The sequence below is a fragment of the Pseudomonas sp. AC172 genome (assembly GCF_979258595.1).
Genome location: NZ_OZ409868.1, coordinates 2,235,378 through 2,259,676 on the forward strand (window position 1 = coordinate 2,235,378; position 24,299 = coordinate 2,259,676).

The following is a 24,299-nucleotide window of genomic DNA, read 5'->3' on the forward strand; positions in this document are numbered from 1 at the left end:
ATTGATTGATGATCAAGCCCAACGTTGTGCGCCCGTTACTGGCGCTGTGCATGATCGGCAGTCCTCTGCTTTACGCAGCGGAGGGCGGCGTCGGCCGACCGATCACCGGCCAGCAGGTGTTTTCCAATGCCGGCATCGTCCCACCCGAACCGGGCTGGGTCATGTCGCTCACCAGCATCTGGTACGACGGCTCGCTCAAGGGCAGTAGCGGTGCACCGATCTCCGGCGCAGTCAGCGGCGGGATCGACATGAAAGTCTCCTACACCATGGGCAACTTCACGCATGTCTGGGACACCGGCAAGGGACGCTGGAACTACGCTTCGGCAATCGGCGTACCGGTGCAGTACACCGACATCAAGGCCAGCATTACCGGCCCGCGCGGTCGCACCCTGGGTGACAGCGATTCCGGCACGCAATTCGCCGATGCCTTGATCACGCCGATTGCCGCCGGTTACCACTTCGATGAACTGAACCACCTTTCGCTGTCCCTGCCGATCTACGTGCCGACTGGCGCCTATAACGATAATCGGCTGGCCAATCCGGGGCAGAACAACTACACGTTCATGCCCACCGTGGCGTTCACGCACCTGGATGGCAAGGGCGGCGAGCTCACGCTGTCCAGCGGTCTTGAGTTCTATACCGAGAACGACGCCACCGACTATCGCAACGGCAATATCTTCACCCTCGATGCGCTATGGACCCACGGCTTTGGCAATGGCTGGAACGCCGGTGTCGCCGCCGGTTATATCCAGCAACTGACCGACGACAAAGGCCAGACCGCCGATACCTTCAATGGTTATCGCGGGCGTTCGGTGGGCGCAGGCCCGGTGATCGGTTGGGCCGGCAAATTCGCCGACGCCCAAGCCAACATCAGTGCGCGCTGGGTCCCGGAGTTCGACACCAAGAACCGCCCTGAAGGCAACGGCTTCAGCGTCAACCTGACCCTGGCCTTTTTCTAGACCGGACACAAAGGACTGCCCCCATGACTGCGCTTACCGACCTCAATGCCCTGCAAGCCAGCATCGCCGAAGCGGTGCTCGGCCAGGATCAAGTGATCCGGCAGATCCTCCTTGGATTGCTGGCCAACGGTCACTTGCTGCTGGAAAGCCTGCCGGGGCTGGCCAAGACGCGCACGGTCAAAGCGCTGGCCAAACACCTCGACGCGAAGATGAGCCGCATCCAGTTCACTCCGGACCTGCTGCCCTCGGACATCACCGGGGCCGAGGTGCTGCATCAGGTCGACGGCAAAAACGAAATCCGTTTTCAGCCGGGGCCGCTGTTCGGCAATCTGATTCTCGCCGACGAGATCAACCGCGCACCGGCGAAAGTCCAGGCCGCGTTGCTTGAAGCCATGGAGGAACGGCAGATCACCGTGGCCGGCAACAGTCATGCCCTGCCCGAGTTGTTTATCGTGGTGGCAACGCAAAACCCGATCGAACAGGAAGGCACCTATCCGCTGCCGGAAGCGCAGATGGACCGTTTTCTGATGAAAGTCCTGCTCGATTACCCGAGCGCGGAAAACGAAAGCCAGGTGCTGCGCCTGTTGCGCAACGAAGAGTTCGCTCAAGGTGCGAGCACCACACCCATCAAGGGTTTCAGCCTCGCGCAGGATGTGATCTTCGCCGCGCGCAAGGAAGTCAGCGCGGTGCATGTGTCGCCGGCCATCGACAGTTATCTGATTGATCTAATCAACGCCACCCGCCACCCCGCCGATTACGACGAAGACTTGGCGCGCTGGATCGCTATCGGCGCCAGCCCGCGCGGCGGCATCGGCCTTGATCGTTGTGCGCGTGCCGATGCGTGGTTGCAGGGTCAGGATTTTGTTTCGCCGGACAACGTGCGTGCGGTGGTGCATCCGGTGCTGCGTCATCGCCTGCAATTGAGCTACGACGCCGTGGCCGACGGTGTAAATGCCGATCAGGTGCTTGACCGGATTCTCGACAAAGTGGCGATTCCGGCGTGAACGATGAAGGACTGGTCTACGTCTCTCTCGCGCAATTGATGGCGCTGGAGTTCAAGGCCCGTGACCTGAGTTTTCTCGCCCGTCAGCCTCGGGGCAGCATCCTCGCCGGCAACCATGCCTCACGCCTGCGCGGACGCGGCCTGAATTTCGATGAGTTGCGCCGCTATCAACCGGGCGACGACTTGCGCCACCTCGACTGGCGCGCCTCGCTGCGTACCGGCAAACCGGTGGTGCGCACCTTCACCGAAGAGCGCGACCGCCCGGCGTTGATCGTCGTCGATCAGCGCATGTCGATGTTTTTCGGCTCACAACGCAGCTTCAAATCCGCCCTCGGCGCCGAACTCGCAGCGTTGGCGGCATGGATGGTGTTCAACGCCGGCGACCGGGTCGGCGGGCTGGTGTTCAACGATCAGCGCATCGACAGCATTGCGCCGCTGCGCAGCCGCAAACGCGTCGAAGCCTTGCTCAGCCGCATCGCTGAACAGAATCGGGCACTGAGCGCGGCCAACCCCGACGCTGAAGACGAAGATCAACTGGACAAGGTCCTGCAGCGCTGCCTCGCGCTGGCCGGGCATGATCATTTGATCTGCATCGTCAGCGACTTTGCCGGGGCCGGCGAACGTACCCTGCAACTGATGCGGCAACTGTCGGCGCACAACGATGTGATTGCGCTGCAGGTCTACGACCCGTTGGCGATGAAGCTGCCGAACAATGGTCGCCTGCTGGTCACTCAGGGCGAGTTGCAAGTGGAACTGGCGGTGGAAAAGCGCAATGTGCATCAGCCGCTCGGGGACTTTCTCAGCGGTCGGCTCAAGGATGTCGCCGACCTGCTGCGCCGCAGTCAGGTGCCGTTGATGATGTTCAGCACCGCCGAAGAGGCCCATGCGCAACTGCGTGCCGAGCTGGGCAAAAGTGCCGGGGCAAAACGGTGAATCCGCAGATCCCAAGTATCGAACAGCTCAAGGAGCTGGGGCTGCCTGCACCGATCAGTTACGCGCCGCAGACCTGGGGCTGGTGGGTGCTGCTCGCCTTTTTGATATTGGCCGCGTTGCTGATCGGTATCCGCCGTTATCGGCAATGGAGAAGAGACGCTTATCGGCGTGAAGGCCTTGCGCGTCTGGCGCAATTGCGTGGTCGCAGTGATGACCTCAATGCCTTGCGCGAATTGCCGGAGCTGCTCAAACGCGTGGCGCTTTCGATGCCCACACCCAAATCTTTTTTGTGGAATGCAAACCCTGTGGGAGCTGGCTTGCCAGCGATGGGGCCATCACATCCAACATCTGTACTGATTGACAGGACGCCATCGCTGGCAAGCCAGCTCCCACAGAGTCCTGCGGTGCTTGGGCGGGAGGATTGGCAAGGCTTTCTGCAACGGCACTGTACGAAACCGTTGCCGGCCGACTTCAGCGACCAACTCGCACAACTCGCCTACGCCCCCGACGACACCTTGCGCGCCCTCCCCGCGCCGCAACGTCAGGCCCTGTTCGAGACCTGCCAATACTGGATGGAGCATCACCATGTGGCAGCTTGATTACCCGTGGCTGTTGCTCCTGCTGCCATTACCTTGGTTGGCTTACCACTATCTGCCCGCCTACAACGAGGCCCGCAGCGCCGTACGCGTGCCGTTTTTCGCAGCGATGAGCCGCGCCGTCGGTGAAGCACCGGGCATCGTCGGCAGCCGGCGCAATCGCTGGCAACTGCTGTTGAACGTCCTCGTCTGGGCATTGATTCTGCTGGCGGTTGCGCGTCCGGTGTTTGTCGAAAAACCCATCGAACGACAACAACCGGTGCGCGACCTGATGCTCGCCATCGACCTGTCACAGTCGATGGAAACCGAAGATTTCACTAATGCCGGCGGCGCAAAAATCAATCGCCTCGCTGCCGTCAAAGAGGTGGTGCAAGGCTTTATAGACAAGCGCAAGGACGACCGTCTCGGCCTGATCGTGTTTGGCAGCGGCGCCTATCCGCAGGCACCGCTGACCCTCGATCACGCAAGCTTGTCGCTGCTGCTGGCCGACACCGGCATCGGCATGGCCGGCCCGAACACCGCGATCGGCGATGCCATCGGCCTGAGCCTGAAGCTGCTGGATCAGGCCCATGAGCAGGAAAAAGTGCTGATCCTGCTCACCGACGGCAACGACACCAGCAGCGCAATCACTCCGGATCACGCCGCTGAAATGGCCGCCAACAAAGGCGTGATCATTCACACCATCGGTATCGGCGACCCGAGCGCGTCCGGCGAAGCCAAGGTCAACCTGTCGGCGCTGGAACAGATCGCCAAAACCACTGGCGGTCAGTTCTTCCGCGCCGAAGACCGCACTGCGCTGGATCAGGTCTACAGCACCCTCGATCGCCTCACCCCGCACCAAGTGAAAACCCTCAGCCATCAACCGCAACGCGAGTTGTTTTACTGGCCGCTGGGTTCGGCGATGGCTCTGTTGGCCCTGTATCACCTCGGCGCGCTGCTGCGTGTGCGTCTGGCGTTCGCCCGTCAACGGCAGGAGGCCTGAGATGGAGATCAACCTCAGTGACTTCCATTTCCTCCGTCCCCTCTGGCTGCTGCTCGCACTGTTCGGCGCCGCACTGCCGCTGCTCTGGCGGCGTGGTCGCGACCTGCAACGACGGTTGCGCGGCAACATTGCCGAACACCTGTTGGCGCATTTGCTGATCACCCCACAGGACCATCAGCGCCTGCGCCCGGTGCATCTGCTGTGCGCGCTGTTGATCCTCGGCGCAGTTGCCGCTGCCGGGCCGACTTGGGAGCAGGATCGACCGGACTTTCTCGAAAACCGTGCGCCGTTGATTGTCGCCGTGGATCTGTCGCCGTCGATGGACGCCAGCGATGTGCAGCCGAGCCGACTGGAAGCGGCGAAACACAAACTGCACGACCTGATCCAGCGCCGCGCCGGCGCCCGCACCGCACTGATCGCCTACGCCGGCAGCGCGCATCTGGTGTTGCCGCCGACCGACGATCCGGCTCTGCTCGACACCTTCATTCAAGCCTTGGGCAGCGGGTTGATCGACAAACCGGGCAAAGACGTCGGCGCGGTGATCGATCAGGCGAAACGTTTGCTCAGTGCCGAGAAAACCCCCGGCAGTCTGCTGTTGATCACCGACGGCGCCGACAATTCGCAACTCGACGCTCTCGACAAACGTCTGGGCGACACCCCGTTGCAAGTACTGGTGTTGGCGGTCGGCAGTGAGGACGGCGGCGTCATTCACGATGCCAGCGGCCAGCCGCGCACCGATGCCAACGGGCGCCCGGCGCTCGGCAGTTTTGATCAGGCGGCGCTCAAGCAATTAGCCTCTGCCCTCGATGCGCCGCTGGGCAGCCTGACCCTGAATGACGACGACCTGGACTGGATCGAACTGCACGCGCAGCAACACTTCCAGAGTGCCAGCGCCGAGCAGCGTGAATTGCACTGGAAAGACGCCGGTTACTGGTTGTGCTGGCCGCTGTTGCTATTGGCGCTGTTCAACGTGCGCAAGGGCTGGAGCGTCAACTGGATGCCGGCGCTGGCACTGGCCATCGGCCTGGGCTGGCCAGCGGCGCCGGCGCACGCCAACGCCCTGACAGACGCTTTCTTCACCCGCGACCAGCAAGGTCGCTGGGCGTTCGAACATGAGCATCTGCCGCAAGCCGCCGCGCTGTTTGTCGACCCGTACTGGAAAGGTATCGCGGCGTATCACGCAGCCGATTTCGACCTCGCATTGGCGACCTTTGCGCGGCTCGACACGCCGCAGGCGTATTTCTATCTGGGCAACATTTACGTGCGGCGCTTCAAGTTCGATCAAGCCATCGCCGCGTATACCCAGGCCTTGAAGTTGCAACCGCAGTTTCCCGAAGCCACGGCCAATCTGGCCCTGGCGCAGGCGCTGCTCAAGGACACCGAAAGCGCGGAGAAAAACGCCCCGGAAACCAAACCCGATGAGGTTAAATTCGACAAGGCACCGGGCAAGGGTCAAAGCAAAAAAGTCGAGACCGAACAGGCCGCGTCCGATGCCTTGTGGTTGCAGAACCTGACCACTTCGCCGGCGAAGTTTCTCAAGCAGAAGTTCAGCTTGCAGGACCAAGTTGGGGCCAAGCCATGAAGCTTCCAAACCCTCTTGCTCGCGAAGGGGCCCGCCTGATCACCACTGCTCTGCTGATTGGTCTAGCCAGTGGCCTGTTCACCCTCCAGGCTTTTGCCGCCGACCCGCAACTCAAAGTCCAGGCCCACCTGCAACCCGCCGAAGGCGCGATGGTCGGTGGCCTGGTCGAGCTGCAAATCGACGTCCTCACCGACACCTGGTTCACCAGCGCCGCCACCCTGCCCGACCTGAAACTCGACGGTGCGCTGGTCATGCCGCCGGACGGACAGGCGCAGCACCTGAATCAAACCATCGACGGCCAGGCCTTCAGCGGTTTGCGCTACAGCTACCTGATCACCCCGAACGTCGCGCGCACGTTTGATATCCCTTCTCTGACCGTGCGCGCGACACCCGGCCAAGCCACGACAGAAATCACTGCGCAAAGCCAACCGGTGCAGTTCAGCGCCGCACAACCGCCCGGTTTCAAACCCGGGGAAACACCGCTGGTGGCCAACGGTTTGCGTTTCACCCAGACCGTCACAAACTCGGCGACTCCCTTGAAAGTCGGTGACAGCATCACCCGCCAACTGACCCTGCAAGCAGACGGCGCGCTGGCGATGGCCTTGCCGATTCCAACGCTCGGTGATATCCCCGGTTTGAGCCGCTATACCAAAACCCCGCAAGTCACTGCGCTGGATGATGGTCGCGGTGACATCCTTGGTGGCCAGCGCATCGACAGCGTCACCTACCGCATCGACAAGGCCGGCTCGCACACGCTGCCGGCCATTGCAGTGAAGTGGTGGGACGCCAGCACTCGGCAATCGCGCACAGCGCAAGTGCCGGCGGTGACGTTCGAAGCAGCAGTCGGCACGCCTTACAAACCGGTATTTTCGATCAGCGAAGACCTTAAGCAACTGGGCCAGAATCATCTGCGTTTCTCCACGCGCTGGCTGTTGTGGCTAACGCTGATCGCCGCTGTCGTTGCCGCCCCTTATCTGCTGCGTCCTGCGTTCATCCGCGCCAGGCAGCAGTGGCAAGCACGCCGGCAAGCGCAGCTACAGGCGTGGCAGCAATCCCCCGACTTCGCTTGGCAACAAATCAACGCACAGCTACAAGGCACACCGGCGCAATTGAGCGCGCTGTACCTGTGGCTGCGGCGCAGTCGCCTGGGGCTGAAACTGGTCGATGCCGGCCCGCGCCTGCAAGGACTGTTACGCGGGCTTTACGGTCGTCAGCCAAGTCCCGAGCAAACACTCGTTCAACTGCGCGAATCATTGACTACGCTTCACAGTCAGGCCGAACAGCAGCAGGCAAAACCGGCGTCGGCCCTGCGCCCGCTCAACCCCGTTCACGAGAAGGATTTCCCATGACGACTGCGCTACGGCAACGCCAACGTTTCGCCCTGGCCCTGGTGTTTGGCCTCGCCCTGCCACTGCTGGCTCAAGCCAACGAGCCGCTGCCGTCGTGGAATGACGGCCCGGCGAAGAAGAGCATTATCGAATTCGTGCAGACCGTGACCGACCAGACCAGCAAGGACTTCGTGAAACCGGGCGACCGTATCGCCGTGTTCGACAACGACGGCACCTTGTGGAGTGAACAACCGGCGTATTTCGAATTGCTCTTCGCCTTCGACGAGATCAAGCGCACCGCCGCGCAGCACCCGGAATGGAAGACCACCCAGCCGTTCAAAGCTGTACTCGAGAACGATCACAAGGCCTTGGCCGCTTCCGGTATGGACGGCCTGCTGAAAATCGTCGGCGCGACTCACACCGGCATGACCACTGAAGCCTTCGATGACTACGCCAAGACCTGGCTCAGTCAGGCGCGCCATCCGAAAACCGGCAAGCCGTACACTGAAATGATCTTTCAGCCGATGCTGGAGATGCTCGACTACCTGCGCAAACAGGACTTCAAGACCTACATCGTCTCCGGCGGCGACACCGGGTTCATGCGCGCCTTCGCCGAGAAGGTCTACGGCATCCCGCCGGAACAGGTGATCGGCACCACCTTCATCACTTCATTCCAATACAAGGATGGCAAGGCCTCGATCGTGCGCACGCCGAAACTGGCGCACAACGACGACGGCCCCGGCAAACCGGAAAGCATCGACGCGGTGATCGGCAAGCGACCGATTCTCGCCTTCGGCAACTCTGACGGCGACCTGCAGATGCTGCAGTGGACGGCCGCCGGTTCCGGCAAGCGTTTCATGGGACTGGTGCACCACACCGACCCGAAGCGCGAATGGGCGTACGACCGAAAATCCGATATCGGCCGGCTCGACAAGGCCCTCGACGAAGCGAATTCCCGTGGTTGGACCGTGGTCGACATGGCGTCCGAATGGCGCCGGATCTACCCGTTCGAATCGCCGGCAACCGGGCAGGTGCAATAAGAAAGCGTGATGCAGGACCGCAAAAAACGTTAGTCGCAATAAACGACCCCCGCGAAAAGGAGCAAGTCAGATGACTCGCATACGCAAGTGGCTACCCAAGCTCGCCTTAGTGGCGACTTCGGTCATGGCGCTGTCGGCAACGGCCACAGCGGCTGAAAAACCCAACATTCTGGTGATCTTCGGCGATGACATCGGCCAGACCAATATCAGCGCCTATTCGATGGGGGTGGTTGGCTACAAGACCCCGAACATCGACCGCATCGCCAAAGAAGGCATGATGTTCACCGATTACTATGCGGAGAACAGTTGCACGGCTGGGCGATCCTCGTTCATTACCGGGCAGACGCCGCTGCGTACCGGCCTGTCGAAGGTCGGTATTCCGGGTGCACCGGTGGGCCTGCAAAAACGCGACATCACCATTGCTCAGGCGCTCAAGTCGCAGGGTTATGCGACCGGCCAGTTCGGCAAGAACCACTTGGGCGACAAGGACGAATACCTGCCGACCAACCACGGTTTCGACGAGTTCTTCGGCAACCTGTATCACCTCAATGCCGAAGAAGAGCCGGAGCGTCCGTACTGGCCAAAAGATGACGCCGAGTTCGTCAAGGCTGTTTCCCCCCGTGGCGTGATCCACAGCTTCGCCGACGGCAAGATCGAAGACACCGGCGCGCTGACCACCAAGCGCATGGAAACCATCGACGACGAAACCACGGCGGCGGCGCAAGCGTTCATCGAGAAACAGGCCAAGGCGGACAAACCGTTCTTCGTCTGGATGAACACCACGCGCATGCACCTTTACACCCACGTGCGTGATTCCATGAAGGGCCAGAGCGGCATGCCCGGCAACGAATACGCAGACGGCATGCTCGAGCACGACGGCGACGTCGGCAAACTGCTGAAAACCCTCGATGACCTGAAAATCACCGACAACACCATCGTCGTCTACACCACCGATAACGGCCCGAACCAGTTCTCCTGGCCGGACGCGGCGACCACGCCGTTCCGTAACGAGAAAAACTCCAACTGGGAAGGCGCCTACCGCGTACCGGCGATGGTTCGCTGGCCGGGCAAGATCAAACCGGGTGAAGTCACCAACGAGATGTTCTCGGGCCTGGACTGGTTCCCGACCTTGCTCGCGGCGGCCGGTGACACCGATGTCACCAACAAGTTGCTCAAGGGCTGGGCGCCGACCTCTGGCGGCACCAGCTTCAAGGTGCATCTGGACGGTTACAACCAATTGCCTTTCCTGACCGGCCAAAACCCTAAGAGTGAGCGCAAAGAGTTCTACTACTTCAACGACGACGGCGTACTGGTGTCGATGCGCTATGGCAACTGGAAAGCGGTGTTCTGCGAACAACGTGCACCGGGTGGTTTCAAGGTCTGGAGTGAACCGTTCGTATGCCTGCGCGTACCGAAAATCTTCAACCTGCGGATGGACCCATATGAACGTGCTGACACCGTTTCCGATCAGTACTACGACTGGACCACCAAAAACGTTTATCTGACCGAGATGGCGGTGATGAAGTCCGCCGCATTCCTACAGACTTTCGTCGATTACCCACCGAGCCAGAAACCGGCCAGCTTCAGCATCGACCAGATCCGTGCTGCGGTAGACGCGAAAATCGCTGAAAAAATGAAAGCTGCACAGTAAGCCCGCTGGACTGCCGTTCGCCCTCACCGGCGGACGGCCCTGTTTTCGACTTGGGACCGTGTCGGCCCCATTCGCGAGCAAGCTCGCTCCCACAGGGGATATGTGGCGTACACAATTCCAATGTGGGAGCGAGCTTGCTCGCGAAGGGGCCAGTACCGTCACAGTGACTCTTGAATTAAGGCCTTCGAATGTCCTCACGTATCGCCAGCAAGCCATCGGCCATACCCGCTGCGCACACCACCTCCCCGGCCCTGCTCATCCCTGCCCTGCTGCTGTGCATTTCCGGTGCCGCTGCGTTGGTCTATCAAGTGCTGTGGATCAAGCAGCTGTCGCTGGTGGTCGGCGTCGAGGTCTACGCGATCACCACCGGCATCAGCGCGTTTTTCGCAGGCCTGGCGATCGGTGGCTGGCTGTTCGGGCGTTGGGCAGACCGTGTGCAGCAGCCGGTTCTGCTGTATGCCGGGCTGGAAGTGCTGGTGGCGATTCTCGGCGTCGGCGCGACCGTGGCCATGAGCCTGGCGGCTAGTCCGTTTGCCTGGCTGCAAGAGCATGTCGGCCTGCTCGCTTGGATATTGCCGTTCGCATTGGTGGGCCTGCCGGCAGTGTTGATGGGCGGCACCCTGCCGGTGCTGGTGCGTTCGCTTGCCGCCGATCCGGGCAAGGCTGGCGGTCAGTTGTATGCGGCCAATACGCTGGGGGCGATTGTCGGCACTCTGCTCGCCGCGTTTGTGTTGATCGCCAGCCTCGGCGTACGTGGCAGCGCGTTGTTCGCGGCGATGCTCAATCTGCTGGCAGCCATCGGCGCGTTATGGCTGGCCCGGCAGCATCCGGTGCCGGTGGCAACCCTCACTAAACATCACGCTGAAAAAGCCCCGGATCGCAGCGCACTGTGGCTGTACTCCATCGCTGGTGGCGTGGCACTCGGTTATGAGGTGGTCTGGTCGCAATCGATCGTGCAGTTCATGAGCACGCGCACCTACGCATTTGCCGTGGTGCTGGCGACGTATCTGACCGGGTTGTTTATCGGCAGCGCCTTGCTCGCCCGGCGGGTTGAACGGATCCGCGATCCGTGGGGCGTGTTCGGCTTGCTGATTGCCGGCGCCGGGTTGATCGCGCTGCTGGAAATCGCCGTGCTCGGGCGCTGGCTGGTGATCGCGCAAAGTCAGGCGGAAATGTGGCTGTTGAGTCTGGGCGCCAGTGAACTGGCCGGCATGAGTGCACGCTTCGCGGTGGCAGCGTTGAGCATTGTCTTTGTACCGACGCTGCTGCTCGGCGCGGCGTTTCCGCTGGCACTGCGTTTGAGTGTCGGCCATGAACGCGTAGGCCGGGATGTGGGTGCCGTGGTCGCTTTCAATACCCTCGGCGGGATCGTCGGGGTGATGCTTTGCGGCTTTGTGCTGATCCCGCTAATGGGGCTGGTGCGCACCTTGGGCCTGTTGGCGATTATCGCCGCCGGCATCGGCTATTTTGCCGTGCGCAAAGGTCATCACGTCAAAAAAGGCCGGCGTCAGGCCGTGGTTGCCCTCGGTTTGCTCGCGGTAGCTCTTGCCGTGTTCACCCCGGTCGACAAACTCGCCAGCCTGTTGCCCGGCGCGCGCAACGGCAGCCTGGCGTTCTACGAAGAAGGCCGTGGCGGTACGGTGGCGGTGGTTGCTCAAGGTCGCGGCGATAACACCTTCCACCGTTTGTATATTCAAGGCGTATCAAACACCGGTGATGCCATGCCGTCGCTGCGCTATATGCGCATTCAGGCCCTGTTGCCGCTACTGATCCACAACGGCGAGCCGCGTTCGACCCTGGTCATCGGTTTTGGCACCGGCATCACCGCCGGCGCCATGTTGCGCTACCCGGGGCTGGAACATCGGGTGGTCGCCGAGCTGCTGCCGTCGGTGGTCAAAGCCGCGCCACTGTTCAAGGGCAACTTCAACGCCGCCAGCGATCCCGGCGTCGATGTGCGTCTGCGCGACGGGCGCCAGGAACTGCTGCGCAGCGCGCAAACCTACGACCTGATCACCCTCGAACCGCCACCGCCATCCGCAGCCGGCGTGGTCAATCTGTATTCACGCGACTTCTATCAGTTGGCGGCCAGCCGTCTGGAGCAACAGGGCATCGTCGCGCAGTGGCTGCCGTTGCCGACGCAGAACATCGACGACTCGCGTTCGCTGGTGCGCAGTTTCCTCGACGTGTTCCCGTACGCGTCGCTGTGGACCAGCGAGTTCCACGAGATGTTGCTGGTCGGCTCGATGCAGCCGATGGAACTGGACGTCGCGAAAATCACCGCGCGTTTCCAGCAGGACAGCGTGCGCAGCACATTGCAGGATGTCGGCATCGGCTCAGCCGCAGCCCTGCTCTCGACCTGGGTCACCGATCGCACCGGGCTCGAACGCTTTGCCGCCGATGCACCTGCGGTGACCGACGATCAACCGCGCATCGAGTACGCACCCTGGGTGCGCAGCAAGGAAATCACACGTGTGTTGCCGGCACTGTTGGACCTGTATCAAGCGCCACCACTGGTGAATGCCGATGCCGGTTTCAATGAACGTATGGAAACCCATCGCCAGCGCCTGATGCAGTTCTATCGCGCCAGTCTGCATGCCTATGATGGCGACCGCGATGCCTGGGCGCGGGATATCGGCGAGGTGATGCGCGGCGATGGCGGCAACCCGTATTTCCGCTGGTTCGTCGGCAAATAAACAACGGCTGAGGACTTTTCGACGCGAAACAGGTAGGGTGCGCAAAATCAAAGTGCCATCACTGGACCGCGTCGCAGGTTTTCATGGAGTTGTACACGCAATGAGTTGCTGGACCGTCCTTGGCCTCACGGCCGACGCCGATACGCGCAGTATCAAACGCCAATACGCTGCCCTGCTCAAACAGACCCGTCCGGACGAAGACGCCGAGGGCTTCCAGCGCCTGCGTGACGCCTACGAGCAAGCCCTGAACTACAAGGAGTGGGCGCACGTCCAGGAAGACAACGAAGCGCAGGACGACAGCTGGGACTTGACCGGCCTGACCGTGGTCGAAGTCGATGCCTTGCAGCAGGCGACGCGCTCACTGCACGACACCAGCCTTGCACAATTGCAACAGCGCCATGCCCTCGCCGTTGAGCAGGGTTGTGCGCATATCCTCGAAGAGACCCTGCTGCAGCATTGCATCGAGAACCCGCAAACATCGGCACCGATGGTCGATTGGGCAGTGCAGACCTATCACTGGTTCAGTGCCTGGCAACGGCTTGAGCTGGATGAAGAGTCGATCGAACTGCTGCTCGATCAGCAGCGGGAGCGCATGACTCGACCGCTGCGTGACACCCTCGAACGTGAGGACAGTGCGGCCTTTTTGCAGGCCTACGCACAGTGCACGCAATACCTCTGGCTCGATGCTGAAGTGCACCGACTGTGGTTCAACCTGTTCCTCAGTCGATTGCTGCTGGACAGCGAATACTGGTCCTCCGCTATTTTCGAGCAGGTTTGCGCTGGTCAGGGCTGGCTCTCCGGCCCGGCCAACCGTTGCCCGGGTGGCGAATGGAAACGTCTGGTTGCGCGCCATGAAGCACCGATTTTTATCGCGCGGCAGCGTCAACTCGCACAAGAACCGCCTGCTACTGCCGAACATCGTGCTGCCCGCCTGTTGCTCGGCAGCGGCCCGTTCAGCCATCGTCGCGCGCTGGCCCGGCGCCTGCGTGAGAAAGATTGGGAGCATTGCCGCCAATTGAGCTCTGCGCTGTATGCCAATCATCCGAAGGTCTGCGCAGAACTGCCCGGCGGCACCGCGTTCTTCTGGCGCGACTGGGAGCTGAGCCGTGGCGAATGGCCGACGTACCTTGGCGTGGTGCTGGCTTGCCTGATCGGTGCCTTTGCGCACTTCATCCCGCTGGGGCTGCGCGTCACCGGGTTGTTCAATATTTTCATGGTGTCGATCGTGGTGTTTGGCGTAATCGCCGCCGGCCTCAATTGGCTGGCCCACGATCTGGCGCACCGTTATTGGCTGCTGGATGACTGGCTCAGCGCGCGGCTGTGCCCGGGGATCGCGGCGCCGTTCGGTGTAATTCGCGACCTGATTCCCTGTGCACTGATGGTCGCCGGACTCACTTGGCTATTCGGCCCTGTCGGCGGGGTGGTCTATGCGACGACGTTGGCGGTGGTCGGTCTGGTCCGCCGGCGCCAGGTCCAGCCACACGTATCCTGGGAACAGCGCAATCCGCTGCTGAAGATTTGCCTGGTGGTCCTCGGCGTAGTTGCCCTGGTGATCGCCCTCGGCGTGCTCAATGTGATCGCCAGCAAAGGCACGGTGACTCGCAATCAGGGACTGCAACCCTGGGCCGAGCGCTTGTGCAGTCGTCTGCCCGCCACGGCGACCGGCTGCGGTGCACCCGCCACCCGTGAGCAATGGTATGGCGCGGAGGCAAAACCATGAGTTCACGACTGATGTTTGTCAGTGGCCTGCTCGTCGTGCTCCTGGTGATGGGGCTGTCGGGGGCAACGACGCCGTTCCTGCAACTCGACCTGTGGCTGGACAATCGCGACGCGCCCGTGACTGCTCAGGCCAACGCGCTGAACCCGATCATCACCTGCGTCAACCGTGTCGACGTGCATTGGCAGGTGGCCTACGAGCAATACAAACATCCGAAACCGCCAAAGGATTATTCCGCCGCCAATTGGGTGCCCGAGCCACGGGACTTCGAGGACAGTGATGCGCGCATCGTGCAGGACATCCAGAAGGATGCCTGTCTCTCCAGCATGAACCTGAAGCTCGATCTTCTGGGCTATCAGCCGGGACTCTCGCAAACCGTCCGTGACTATGCGAAAGCGCTGCAGGACGTGGCAACGGTATCGATGCCCTCACGATTCGATAGAAGTGCAAGTTTCGTTTCCGTGTTCCCGAATCCGTCAGGGGGCTACCGGGAGCGGTACCTGAGCGCCATTGCTGACTACCTCAAAACGTCGACGGCCCTGAGAAAAGACCTTGTGACGCTCGATATCGCTCAGCGCAACGAACAACTCAAACGCCTCGAAGCGCGCGTGGGCAAGGAGATTCACTGGTCTCTGCTGGCGTACATGATTGAGGCCCGGGAGACCCTGGAGCGACTGGAAGACGGGATGAAGCACCGAACGCTGACACCGCAAACCGTGGCGGACACCACCGCCAGCCTGCAACAGGCGTGGGATCGCCGCGAGCCTTTCACGCGCACCGGCGAGCGCGGATTGCGCACCAAGGATGATGACGCAAAGGAACTGTGGGGATACATCAGCGAGCCAGCGCAGCACTACCTCGACGCGCTGAACACCCTGCACAAGGACTGGCAGGACCACGCTGAACCGCAACGTTTGAGCGAAGACTACTACGCCGTCACCCGTAGCTATGACGCCCTGCTCAGCCACTACAACAGCCGGGCACGCGCGAACTTCTGAGGGTGGGCACAGGCCGGAGAGTCCTCGCGGACAATCCGGCCTCGTGCGCTTATTTCGATTCGGACTTCAGCTTCAGGTACATCTGGTGCATATCCGACGCCCAGCCATCGATCACGGCTTTGACGTCATCGGCCTTCAACGCCTGAGTGTCGTTCTCCAGTGGTTTGCCGGTGCCTTTGCGCACAACCTGAGCCACCACATGGTTGTTGGCACCATCCATGAACACCGCCTCGGTAGCCAGGGTGGTTTCCTGATCGCGAATGCCGCTGGCGGTGCTGACTGCTGCTGCCACCAGTGCGATCGGGATCACTTCATAAGCGTGCAGGCCTTCGGTCTTGCTGCTCACGGCGGTGATCGCCGGACGTACCACAATCACTCCAGGCCCGGGACCTGCGGCCAGTGGCAGCGACTTGCTTAGCTCACGCTTGAGTGCCTGGTCGTAGTAGCTGGTGATGCCATTGAGGGTTTGCTGGGAGATTTTTGCAGTCGGTTGTGGCTTTGGATAGAGCTGGCTCGGTTCGACATACACACTGCTGAATTTGTTGATGTCGAGTTTCGGGTCCATCCAGCGCATCACCTCGGCACCGGACGGCGATTTGGCCTCCTTGAGCTGGCTGTAGTCTTTGAGGAAGCCGGAGTACTCTTTCGGGTCGACGGTTTTGCTGGAACAACCCACCATCGCCACGGTGGCAATGCACAGCGTGCCCATCATCACTGCTAGCTTCATGCTGTAACTCCTGTCAGAAGGCCAAAAACTTTGCCGGGGGAGTTACAGGTATAGCTAAAACCTCAGTAATTGCGATTGCAAAGCACAATATTCACGCAAGGCTGCGTGGCGGATCACAACCGTCATTTGACAGACGCCGGTCGTCCGGCAAAGCTGCATTGAGCTTGAACGCACGCCAGACGGCAAATGCACCTGGACTACGGAAGTCGCAATGCCCAAGCATAAAAATAAAACCGCACAGTCTGACCCTGACTCGACTCAATCTTCACCCTCAAACTATCTGTTCCCGATCACCATTGGCGTTCTGCTGGCCGCCGTGGCGGGGATCGGCTGGTTTCTGTTCAGCCCTGCTGCGGTGCCGGTGAAACCTGCGCCGGTCAGCGCCCCCGTTGCCGCCCCCGCCAAGCCACAAGCCGTGCTCACAAGCAAACCGGCGACGATGGTCGATGAACAACAATGCCAGGGCTGCCACACCGAACAGGTCAAGGACTGGCAAGGCTCGCATCACCAATTGGCGATGCAGCCGGCGAACGCTGAAACGATGCTCGGCGATTTCAACAACATCACCTTCAAAGCCGAAAACGAGACCACACGATTCTCGCGCAAGGGCGGTGAGTTCTGGGTCAACACTCCAGGCATCGATGGCAAGAATGCTGATTTCAAAGTCGCCTACACCTTCGGCATCGCACCGTTGCAGCAGTATCTGATCGAGGTTGGCGAAGGCCGGTTGCAAGCGCTCGGCGTGGCGTGGGATACCGAGAAACACCGCTGGTTTCACCTTTACCCCGACCAGGGCGTGAACTTCAAGAATCCGTTGCACTGGAGCAAGCCGAGCCAGAACGCCAACTTCATGTGCGTCGAGTGCCACACCACCGGGTTCAAGCGCAACTTCGATGCGGCGAGCAACACCTTCAACAGTCACTGGAACAGCCTCGGTGTCGGCTGCCAGGCTTGCCACGGTCCGGCCTCGAATCACGTGGAGTGGACGCAGAAAAAAACCGATCTGATCCATCAGGGTTTCGACGTCGATCTCAAGGACAAGAACGCCACCGTCGAGATCGAAACCTGCGCCCGTTGCCACGCGCGTCGTGCGCCGCTGGGCGATGGCTACACCGTCGGCAAACGCTTGATGGACGATTACCTGCCGAGCACCCTCACCCGCGAACTCTATGCGCTGGACGGCAAGATCAAGGATGAGGTGTTCGAACACGGCTCATTCCTGCAAAGCAAGATGTTCGACAAGGGCGTGCGGTGCAGCAACTGCCACAACCCCCACAGCACCGAACTGAAAGCACCGGGCAACGCGGTATGCCTGCAATGCCACAACACCGCCGGCAAGACTTCGATCGAAGGCGTTGACGGCAAGGGCCTGCAAGCGAAGAACTACGATTCCATCGAACACACCCGCCACACTCTGGGCCAGCCCGGTTCGCAGTGCGTGGATTGCCACATGCCCGGCAAGTTCTACATGGGCAACGATTTCCGGCATGACCACAGCTTCAGCATTCCCGACCCGGAACGGGCGCAGAAGCTCGGCACGCCGGACGCCTGCCTGACCTGTCACCAAGGCAAGGCCGGCGACAAGGTCACCGCGCAGTTCAAGTTGTGGAGCGCTTCCACCGCGCCGCTGGCACCGCGTTATGACGAAAGCCTGTGGTTGATCCGCAACGGCCAGCCGGGCGCCGCGGATGCGCTGTACGAGCAGTTGCAGCGCAGCAACCTGCCAGCGATTCAACGGGCGACATTGCTCGCTGAATTGCCGCTGTACCCGAGCGAACAGGCACTGAAACTGGCCACCCAGGACCTGAAGAATCCGGCGCCGCAAGTGCGTGAAAGCGCTGCGCGAGCGATCAGTGCATTCCTGCCGCCACCGGAGCGTGCGCCATTGTTGTCGCCGCTACTGGGTGATCCAGTGAAAGCCGTGCGCATTGTGGCTGCACGGGATCTGTTGAGTGTTGCGCGCAACAACGGTCTTGGCGCTGCGCAAGCCGATTGGGATGCTGCGATTGCCGAGTACGAAGCGGTGCAGAAAAGCCTGCTGGAACGTGCCGAGGCCAATCTGAATCTGGCAATGTTGTATCAGGCCAGTGGCCGCGGTTCGCAAGTCGAAGGTCTGTTGCGCTCGGCGCTTAAGCGCGACCCGGATTTCTACCCGGCACTGGTGACGCTGGTGCAATGGCTGGAGGCCAATGGCCGTGGTCAAGAGGCGCAGACAATGCTGGATGACAGCCTCAAGCAGTATCCGGACGCGGCGCTGTTGCAACACACCCAAGGTCTGTCGCTGATCCGCGCGGGCAAGGCTGCCGAAGCCATGTCATCGCTGAGAAAAGCCGCACAACTGGAACCGCAGAACGCTCAGTACGGTTATGTACTGGCGGTCGCGCTGCATGAAAGCGGCAAGGTCGATGAGGCGTGTGCGGTGCTGGAAGGTTTGCTCAAGGTGCAACCGGCGAACCGCAATGCGCGGTTGTCGCTGATTCAGTGGTATCTCGACAGTGGGCAGGAGCCGAAAGCGCAGGTGCTGTTGCAGGGGTGGAAGAAGATGAATATGGGGGATCCGGCGCTTAAGTGATTGGCTGGAGATTGTCTTCCCTCACCCTAGCCCTCTCCCACTGGGAGAGGGGACCGATCGGGGAATATTCAGGAGATACGCCGACTTGAGCGATTGGCGTTGAATCCATAATCGACTCGGTCTTTCATGTCGGTGTCACTCGCAAGACACCTCGGTCAGTCCCCTCTCCCTACGGGCGGTCCGACGTTTCGGGAGGGTTAGGGTGAGGGGCTTTTAAGCGTTCAACCGATTACCAGGACGAAGTCTCACCACTGCGCAACGCCATCTCCCGCCGGCTGTTGATGTGCATCGCCTTGATCAACGACACCGTGCCCACCAGCAAAATCGCCGCCCCCAACAGGAAGTCGATGTTGTACAGCTGAAAATCCTGCACCGGCCCGATCAGCAGCACCCGCACGATCGCCGCGCCCAACAGCGTGGCAAGGAAGTCGATCCCTGGTTCATTACGGTAAAACACCAGCAGCAACGGTAGACACAACACCAACAGCAGCAACAACACCACAACCTTGAACGAACCCTTGCGCTCGATGCTGAAGGCACATTCGTGCGGCCCGTACGCTTTGTAATCCTCGTCGCGAATCATCGAGGTTTTCTCGTTGATGTAGTCGACGCGGTTGTACTTCTGGATCGGTGTGAAAGTGTTCGACATTTCCATCAGTGTGGTGATGTTCTTGAAGCGCAGATCAATGCGCTCGCTGCCCTTGAGGTAATAGAGCACCGGTTTATAGCCGTAGCGATAGGTGTCGAAAGGGAATTCAGTGACTTGACCCTGTACGCCGATCGGGCGCGGTTCAAGTTCAGCGTAGGCGCTTTTGTTGGTGGCCGACAGGTTGCGGCTAAGCGGCTGAACCTTGACCTGCTCAAGGAAGATCGGCGTGACGCCGAAGGACCATTGCAACGGCTCCAGACGCAGACGCAGTTCGTTGCGAGCGAGGTCGTAGCGGTTGAAGGTGCGTTCCGAGACCACCAGCGAACCACTGAGCATGAACTCGCCGCGCAGGTTGTTGGTGACGCGCAAGGTCAGTTGGTCCTTGCCCAGCAATGCCGCTTCGGTGGACGGTGGCGTGCCGCACCACGCGCTGCTTTCGCCGACGCCGCCGAGCTGGCCGTCGCGGTTTTCCTTGAATACATAAAAGTAACTGGCCCACAGCGTCACCATCAACAGCAACGCTGTGAGGCCGAGGATTTTTTTGCCCGGACTCACTGATCAGACTCCCTTCTTCGGTTCCATCGTCCAGCCGAAAACCCGCTGGCGACGGCGACTCTACCAAAAGGCCACCACTGACCCAAGGGGAAATGCCCGATTCATGAGGTTTCTAGGGGTTTCCCCTGCCCGGGCAAAGGGTTAGCGCCGACGGAACAACGGGCGTGGTTCGATCACCGAACGCCCATACAGCACGCTCATCCCGGCCAATCCTTTCAACGCATCCCCGGCAGATTTGTCCTCACGCACCGCAAAACTGTCGAAACCGCACTGGCGCATATGGCTGAGCTGATCACGCAGCACGTCGCCAATCGCGCGCAACTCCCCTGCCCAGCCGAACCGACTGCGCAGCAGATACGCCTGGCTGTAAGCACGCCCGTCGCGAAAACTCGGAAAATCCAGTGCGATCAGCGGCAACGATCCCAGCCACGGCACCAGGCTTTCGACCTCATCGTCGGGGCCGAGCCACACGGCGTGAGTCGACGGCGACTCCAGCCAATGCGCCAACGGCAACATCAACAGCCCGGCGGGCCTTGGCGTCGATGGCTCGCGCACCAGCGTCCATGGATCGTCCGTCACAATCCGCGCTACACCCTGCTCCAGCCGCAACAAATTATTCATACCGCGGCCTCCAGCGTCTTCGGATAGACCCGCTCCTTGAACGGCTCCAGGCCGATCCGCGCCACGGTATCGACAAACAATTCCTCGTGCTCGCGATAGCGCACAAACGTGCCGATGATCCGCTCGATAACCTGCGGTACCTCGGCAGCGCTGAACGACGGGCCGATGACTTTGCCCAGCGCACTGTGCTTGCCCTGCGCACCGCCGAGGGTGATCTGATACCACTCGCTGCCGTTCTTATCGACGCCAAGAATGCCGATATTACCGATGTGGTGATGGCCGCAGGCGTTCATGCAGCCAGAGATGTTCAGGCTGATATCGCCCAGATCATGCAGGTAATCGAGGTTGTCGAAGCGCGCCTGAATCGCCTGGGCGATCGGGATCGACTTGGCGTTGGCCAACGCACAGAAATCACCACCGGGGCAGGCAATGATGTCGGTCAGCAAGCCGACGTTGGCGCTGCCCAGATCGTGTTTGCACGCCAGTTGCCACAGCGCGTAGAGGTCGGTTTTCGCCACGTCGGGCAGGACGATGTTCTGCTCATGGGCGATCCGAATCTCGCCAAAACCGAAACGCTGCGACCAGTCGGCGACGGCGAGCATCTGCGCGCCGGTCACATCGCCCGGAGGCGCCGCCATGCCCGGTTTGGTCGACAGCACCACACTGGTGTAACCCGCCACCTTGTGCGGCTGCACGTTACGCGCGACCCAACGGGCGAACGCCGGGCTTTCGGCCAGGCGCGTGCCGAAGTCCAGATCGGTGTCGGCCAGGGTGTGATAAACCGGCGGCACGAACGCACTGGCAACGCGTTGATATTCGCCTTCGGTCAGTTGTGCCGGGCCGTCCTTGAGGTGCTGCCACTCCTCTTCGACTTCCTTGGCAAACGCCTCGATGCCCAGTGCCTTGACCAGAATCTTGATCCGCGCCTTGTACTTGTTGTCGCGCCGACCGTGGCGGTTGTACACCCGCAAAACCGCTTCGACGTAGGACAGCAAATGCTCCCACGGCAAGCCTTCGCGAATCTGCAAACCGAGGATCGGCGTGCGCCCCAGACCACCGCCGACGATGACCCGCAGCAACATCTGCCCGTCGCGGCCGGGGTAAAGATACAGACCGATGTCATGCATCATGATCGCCGCACGATCTTGCTTCGCCGAGCAGATAGCGATCTTGAATTTGCGCGGCAGAAAGAGGAATTCCGGGTTGATCGTCGACCACTGCCGCAGGATCTCGGCCAGCGGGCGCGGGTCGATCAATTCGTCCGCCGCGACCCCGGCGAACGCCTCGGTGGTGATGTTGCGCACGCAGTTGCCGGAGGTCTGGATCGCATGCATGTTGACCTGCGCCAGACGCTCGAGGATGTCCGGCACCTCGGCGAGTTCGATCCAGTTGAACTGCATGTTCTGCCGGGTGGTGAAGTGGCCGTAGCCGCGATCGTAATCGCTGGCGATGCTGGCCAGCGTGCGCATCTGTTCGGCGCTCAACGTGCCATAGGGAATCGCCACCCGGAGCATGTAGGCGTGCTTCTGCATGTACAGACCGTTTTGCAAACGCAGCGGCAAAAATTCTTCTTCGCTCAATTCCCCGGCCATGAAGCGCTCGACCTGATCGCGAAATTGCGCAACACGCTCGAACACCAGCGCCCGGTCGTAATCATCGTATTGATACATGCACACCTCACCAGAATTGATCACAGATCAAAACTGTGGGAGCGAGCTTGCTCGCGAATGCGGTGTGTCAGGCAACGAATAGGTTGTCTGACACACCGCATTCGCGAGCAAGCTCGCTCCCACAGGATTTTCCCAGACTATGGCCGAACGGCGCAGCACGTTACAGATTCACCTGAAGCGATAAAAACCATATCAGGGCGCGGCAGAACGCCGCAGTCAGCCCTTCAATCTGATCCGCACAAATGAAAGATTCCTGAGCCTGTTTTGTTTCTGGCGGGGTTTCTACAGTGCAGCTCATGCCAGACCGGGTGGCCTGGCAAGACTTTGCAACCGTGGATGAACTGACCATGAGTACAGCAACAATCGGACAGGCTTATAACTACAAGGTCGTCCGCCAATTCGTCATTGCGACGATTTTCTGGGGTGTGGTGGGCATGGCGATGGGCGTGTTGATCGCCTCGCAACTGGTCTGGCCAGAGATGAACCTGGACCTGCCATGGACCACCTTCGGCCGCTTGCGCCCGCTGCACACCAGCCTGGTGATTTTCGGTTTCGCCGGCAGCGCGCAATTCGCCGCCAGTTACTACGCGGTGCAGCGCACCTGTCAGGTGCGGCTGTATTCAGACAAACTCGCCGCCTTCACCTTCTGGGGCTGGCAATCGGTGATCGTGATCATGCTGATCACCCTGCCGATGGGCTACACCACCACCAAGGAATACGCCGAGATCGAATTCTCCGGCGCGGTGTGGATGGCCGTGGTCTGGGTCGCTTACGCCATCGTATTTTTCACCACCGTGGTGCAGCGCAAGACCAAACATATCTACGTCGGCAACTGGTTTTTCGGTGCGTTCATTCTGGTGATCGCCATGTTGCACGTGGTCAATCACCTGTCAATTCCGGTGGACTGGTTCAAGTCGTATCCGGTGTATTCCGGCGCCACCGACGCCATGGTGCAGTGGTGGTACGGGCACAACGCGGTGGGCTTCTTCCTGACCACCGGGTTCCTCGGGATGATGTATTACTTCGTGCCGAAACAGGTCAATCGGCCGGTGTATTCGTATCGCTTGTCGATCGTGCATTTCTGGGCGCTGATCACCTTGTACATCTGGGCCGGCCCGCACCATTTGCACTACACCGCGCTGCCGGACTGGGCGCAGTCGCTGGGCATGGCCATGTCGCTGATTCTGCTCGCGCCGAGCTGGGGCGGGATGATCAACGGCATGATGACCTTGTCCGGCGCCTGGCATAAGTTGCGCACCGACCCGATTTTGCGCTTCCTCGTGCTGTCGCTGGCGTTCTACGGCATGTCGACGTTTGAAGGGCCGATGATGGCGATCAAAACGGTCAATGCCCTCTCCCACTACACCGACTGGACCATCGGCCATGTCCACGCCGGCGCGTTGGGCTGGGTGGCGATGATCACCTTCGGCGCGACCTATCACATGGTGCCGAAAGTCTTTGGCCGCGAGCAGATGTACAGCACGCCGCTGATCAACCTGCACTTCTGGCTGGCGACCATTGGCACGGTGTTGTACATCGCCTCGATGTGGGTCAACGGCATCACTCAGGGCCTGATGTGGCGAGCGATCAACGAGGACGGCACGCTGACCTATTCGTTTGTCGAGGCACTGCAGGCCAGTCATCCGGGGTTCATCGTGCGCTTTGCCGGCGGGGTGTTCTTCCTCACAGGTATGCTGCTGATGGCTTACAACGTCTGGCGCACGGTGCGGGTTGCCGACGTGGCATTGGCGCACCGCGAAGCGCAGATCGCCTGAGGCAGGGAGCCGCTCGTGATGGAGATTTTCTTTGATGTGTTGGGCGTGGTGTTTCTGTGGCTGGCGGTGGAGTACTGCTTGCGGCGGGAGACGGCGGACAGTCTGGATGAAGCGAGTATGGTGCCGTTTGCCGATGATCCGGAGGTGGCGCGGCGGGTTGAGCTGGCCACCGGCAAGACTGTGAAAGCGGTGGCGCCGGAGGTGGCGAAGCCGGGGTGGGTCAATCTCGATATGTGAGGGGTGTCAGT

At 60.9% G+C, this 24,299-nt stretch carries 19 protein-coding genes; 15 read left to right on the forward strand and 4 right to left on the reverse strand.

Annotated elements, in window-relative coordinates; translation table 11 throughout:
- The first annotated feature begins 8 nt into the window (after window positions 1–8).
- From ACZ0A4_RS09875 to ACZ0A4_RS09930, 12 genes are all read left to right on the forward strand, one after another.
- Window positions 9–959, forward strand: a complete 951-nt coding sequence (locus tag ACZ0A4_RS09875; protein WP_463574375.1) for a SphA family protein — start codon at window positions 9–11, stop codon at window positions 957–959.
- Between the two features lie 23 nt (window positions 960–982).
- Window positions 983–1,963: an AAA family ATPase gene (locus ACZ0A4_RS09880; RefSeq protein ID WP_463574376.1), complete on the forward strand. Its 981-nt coding sequence runs from the start codon at window positions 983–985 to the stop codon at window positions 1,961–1,963.
- On the forward strand, window positions 1,960–2,895 hold the full coding sequence (locus ACZ0A4_RS09885) for a DUF58 domain-containing protein (RefSeq protein ID WP_463574377.1): 936 nt from the start codon (window positions 1,960–1,962) through the stop codon (window positions 2,893–2,895). Before ACZ0A4_RS09880 ends, ACZ0A4_RS09885 begins: the two co-directional genes overlap by 4 nt.
- A complete protein-coding gene (locus ACZ0A4_RS09890) occupies window positions 2,892–3,494 on the forward strand; it encodes a DUF4381 domain-containing protein (protein ID WP_463574378.1) in 603 nt (200 codons plus the stop codon). Before ACZ0A4_RS09885 ends, ACZ0A4_RS09890 begins: the two co-directional genes overlap by 4 nt.
- The gene (locus ACZ0A4_RS09895; protein WP_463574379.1) at window positions 3,481–4,473 is read left to right on the forward strand and encodes a vWA domain-containing protein; all 993 of its coding nucleotides are present in this window, start codon (window positions 3,481–3,483) and stop codon (window positions 4,471–4,473) included. Before ACZ0A4_RS09890 ends, ACZ0A4_RS09895 begins: the two co-directional genes overlap by 14 nt.
- A gap of 1 nt (window position 4,474) precedes the next feature.
- Complete coding sequence (locus ACZ0A4_RS09900; protein ID WP_463574380.1) at window positions 4,475–6,055, forward strand: VWA domain-containing protein; 1,581 nt, start codon at window positions 4,475–4,477, stop codon at window positions 6,053–6,055.
- Entirely contained in the window at window positions 6,052–7,404 is a 1,353-nt protein-coding gene (locus ACZ0A4_RS09905) for a BatD family protein (protein WP_463574381.1), read from the forward strand. The genes ACZ0A4_RS09900 and ACZ0A4_RS09905 overlap by 4 nt, the downstream gene beginning before the upstream one ends.
- Window positions 7,401–8,423: an HAD family hydrolase gene (locus ACZ0A4_RS09910; RefSeq protein WP_463574383.1), complete on the forward strand. Its 1,023-nt coding sequence runs from the start codon at window positions 7,401–7,403 to the stop codon at window positions 8,421–8,423. Before ACZ0A4_RS09905 ends, ACZ0A4_RS09910 begins: the two co-directional genes overlap by 4 nt.
- Window positions 8,424–8,493: 70 nt before the next feature.
- Window positions 8,494–10,074, forward strand: coding sequence for an arylsulfatase (locus ACZ0A4_RS09915; protein WP_463574384.1), 1,581 nt, complete (start codon window positions 8,494–8,496; stop codon window positions 10,072–10,074).
- 188 nt (window positions 10,075–10,262) lie between these two features.
- Window positions 10,263–12,767, forward strand: coding sequence for a fused MFS/spermidine synthase (locus tag ACZ0A4_RS09920; RefSeq protein ID WP_463574385.1), 2,505 nt, complete (start codon window positions 10,263–10,265; stop codon window positions 12,765–12,767).
- Window positions 12,768–12,867: 100 nt separating this feature from the next.
- Window positions 12,868–14,487 carry a J domain-containing protein gene (locus ACZ0A4_RS09925; RefSeq protein ID WP_463574386.1) on the forward strand — a complete coding sequence of 540 codons (1,620 nt, stop codon included), beginning with the start codon at window positions 12,868–12,870 and terminating at the stop codon, window positions 14,485–14,487.
- The gene (locus ACZ0A4_RS09930) at window positions 14,484–15,482 is read left to right on the forward strand and encodes a DUF3829 domain-containing protein (protein WP_463574388.1); all 999 of its coding nucleotides are present in this window, start codon (window positions 14,484–14,486) and stop codon (window positions 15,480–15,482) included. The genes ACZ0A4_RS09925 and ACZ0A4_RS09930 overlap by 4 nt, the downstream gene beginning before the upstream one ends.
- A 49-nt stretch (window positions 15,483–15,531) precedes the next feature.
- On the opposite strand, the gene ACZ0A4_RS09935 is transcribed toward ACZ0A4_RS09930, so the two are convergent.
- Window positions 15,532–16,209, reverse strand: a complete 678-nt coding sequence (locus ACZ0A4_RS09935) for a DUF3313 domain-containing protein (protein ID WP_463574389.1) — start codon at window positions 16,207–16,209, stop codon at window positions 15,532–15,534.
- A 211-nt stretch (window positions 16,210–16,420) separates the two neighbouring features.
- Here ACZ0A4_RS09935 and ACZ0A4_RS09940 point away from each other — a divergent pair, with 211 nt between their 5' ends.
- Entirely contained in the window at window positions 16,421–18,781 is a 2,361-nt protein-coding gene (locus ACZ0A4_RS09940; protein ID WP_463574390.1) for a tetratricopeptide repeat protein, read from the forward strand.
- Window positions 18,782–19,010: 229 nt separating this feature from the next.
- Here the strand turns inward: ACZ0A4_RS09940 and ACZ0A4_RS09945 are convergent, their stop codons facing one another.
- From ACZ0A4_RS09945 to ACZ0A4_RS09955, 3 genes are all read right to left on the reverse strand, one after another.
- Complete coding sequence (locus ACZ0A4_RS09945) at window positions 19,011–19,985, reverse strand: hypothetical protein (RefSeq protein ID WP_463574391.1); 975 nt, start codon at window positions 19,983–19,985, stop codon at window positions 19,011–19,013.
- Between the two features lie 141 nt (window positions 19,986–20,126).
- Window positions 20,127–20,606: a DUF934 domain-containing protein gene (locus tag ACZ0A4_RS09950; protein WP_463574392.1), complete on the reverse strand. Its 480-nt coding sequence runs from the start codon at window positions 20,604–20,606 to the stop codon at window positions 20,127–20,129.
- Window positions 20,603–22,276 (reverse strand): nitrite/sulfite reductase, encoded by a 1,674-nt coding sequence (locus ACZ0A4_RS09955; RefSeq protein ID WP_463574393.1) that lies wholly within the window; start codon window positions 22,274–22,276, stop codon window positions 20,603–20,605. The genes ACZ0A4_RS09950 and ACZ0A4_RS09955 overlap by 4 nt, the downstream gene beginning before the upstream one ends.
- A gap of 347 nt (window positions 22,277–22,623) precedes the next feature.
- On the opposite strand from ACZ0A4_RS09955, the gene ccoN reads away from it, so the two are divergent.
- A complete protein-coding gene (gene ccoN, locus ACZ0A4_RS09960; RefSeq protein ID WP_463574394.1) occupies window positions 22,624–24,051 on the forward strand; it encodes a cytochrome-c oxidase, cbb3-type subunit I in 1,428 nt (475 codons plus the stop codon).
- A gap of 18 nt (window positions 24,052–24,069) precedes the next feature.
- Complete coding sequence (locus tag ACZ0A4_RS09965) at window positions 24,070–24,288, forward strand: hypothetical protein (RefSeq protein WP_016983187.1); 219 nt, start codon at window positions 24,070–24,072, stop codon at window positions 24,286–24,288.
- Window positions 24,289–24,299: the final 11 nt, after the last annotated feature.

Bases quoted from the DNA above. Each gene is read 5' to 3' on its own strand.
- ACZ0A4_RS09875 (WP_463574375.1), top strand. From the start codon at position 9: ATGATCAAGCCCAACGTTGTGCGCCCGTTACTGGCGCTGTGCATGATC.
- ACZ0A4_RS09940 (WP_463574390.1), top strand. From the start codon at position 16,421: ATGCCCAAGCATAAAAATAAAACCGCACAGTCTGACCCTGACTCGACT.
- ACZ0A4_RS09900 (WP_463574380.1), top strand. From the start codon at position 4,475: ATGGAGATCAACCTCAGTGACTTCCATTTCCTCCGTCCCCTCTGGCTG.
- ACZ0A4_RS09950 (WP_463574392.1), bottom strand. From the start codon at position 20,606: ATGAATAATTTGTTGCGGCTGGAGCAGGGTGTAGCGCGGATTGTGACG.
- ACZ0A4_RS09925 (WP_463574386.1), top strand. From the start codon at position 12,868: ATGAGTTGCTGGACCGTCCTTGGCCTCACGGCCGACGCCGATACGCGC.
- ACZ0A4_RS09905 (WP_463574381.1), top strand. From the start codon at position 6,052: ATGAAGCTTCCAAACCCTCTTGCTCGCGAAGGGGCCCGCCTGATCACC.
- ACZ0A4_RS09930 (WP_463574388.1), top strand. From the start codon at position 14,484: ATGAGTTCACGACTGATGTTTGTCAGTGGCCTGCTCGTCGTGCTCCTG.
- ACZ0A4_RS09965 (WP_016983187.1), top strand. From the start codon at position 24,070: ATGGAGATTTTCTTTGATGTGTTGGGCGTGGTGTTTCTGTGGCTGGCG.
- ACZ0A4_RS09915 (WP_463574384.1), top strand. From the start codon at position 8,494: ATGACTCGCATACGCAAGTGGCTACCCAAGCTCGCCTTAGTGGCGACT.
- ccoN (WP_463574394.1), top strand. From the start codon at position 22,624: ATGAGTACAGCAACAATCGGACAGGCTTATAACTACAAGGTCGTCCGC.
- ACZ0A4_RS09895 (WP_463574379.1), top strand. From the start codon at position 3,481: ATGTGGCAGCTTGATTACCCGTGGCTGTTGCTCCTGCTGCCATTACCT.
- ACZ0A4_RS09935 (WP_463574389.1), bottom strand. From the start codon at position 16,209: ATGAAGCTAGCAGTGATGATGGGCACGCTGTGCATTGCCACCGTGGCG.
- ACZ0A4_RS09955 (WP_463574393.1), bottom strand. From the start codon at position 22,276: ATGTATCAATACGATGATTACGACCGGGCGCTGGTGTTCGAGCGTGTT.
- ACZ0A4_RS09920 (WP_463574385.1), top strand. From the start codon at position 10,263: ATGTCCTCACGTATCGCCAGCAAGCCATCGGCCATACCCGCTGCGCAC.
- ACZ0A4_RS09880 (WP_463574376.1), top strand. From the start codon at position 983: ATGACTGCGCTTACCGACCTCAATGCCCTGCAAGCCAGCATCGCCGAA.
- ACZ0A4_RS09910 (WP_463574383.1), top strand. From the start codon at position 7,401: ATGACGACTGCGCTACGGCAACGCCAACGTTTCGCCCTGGCCCTGGTG.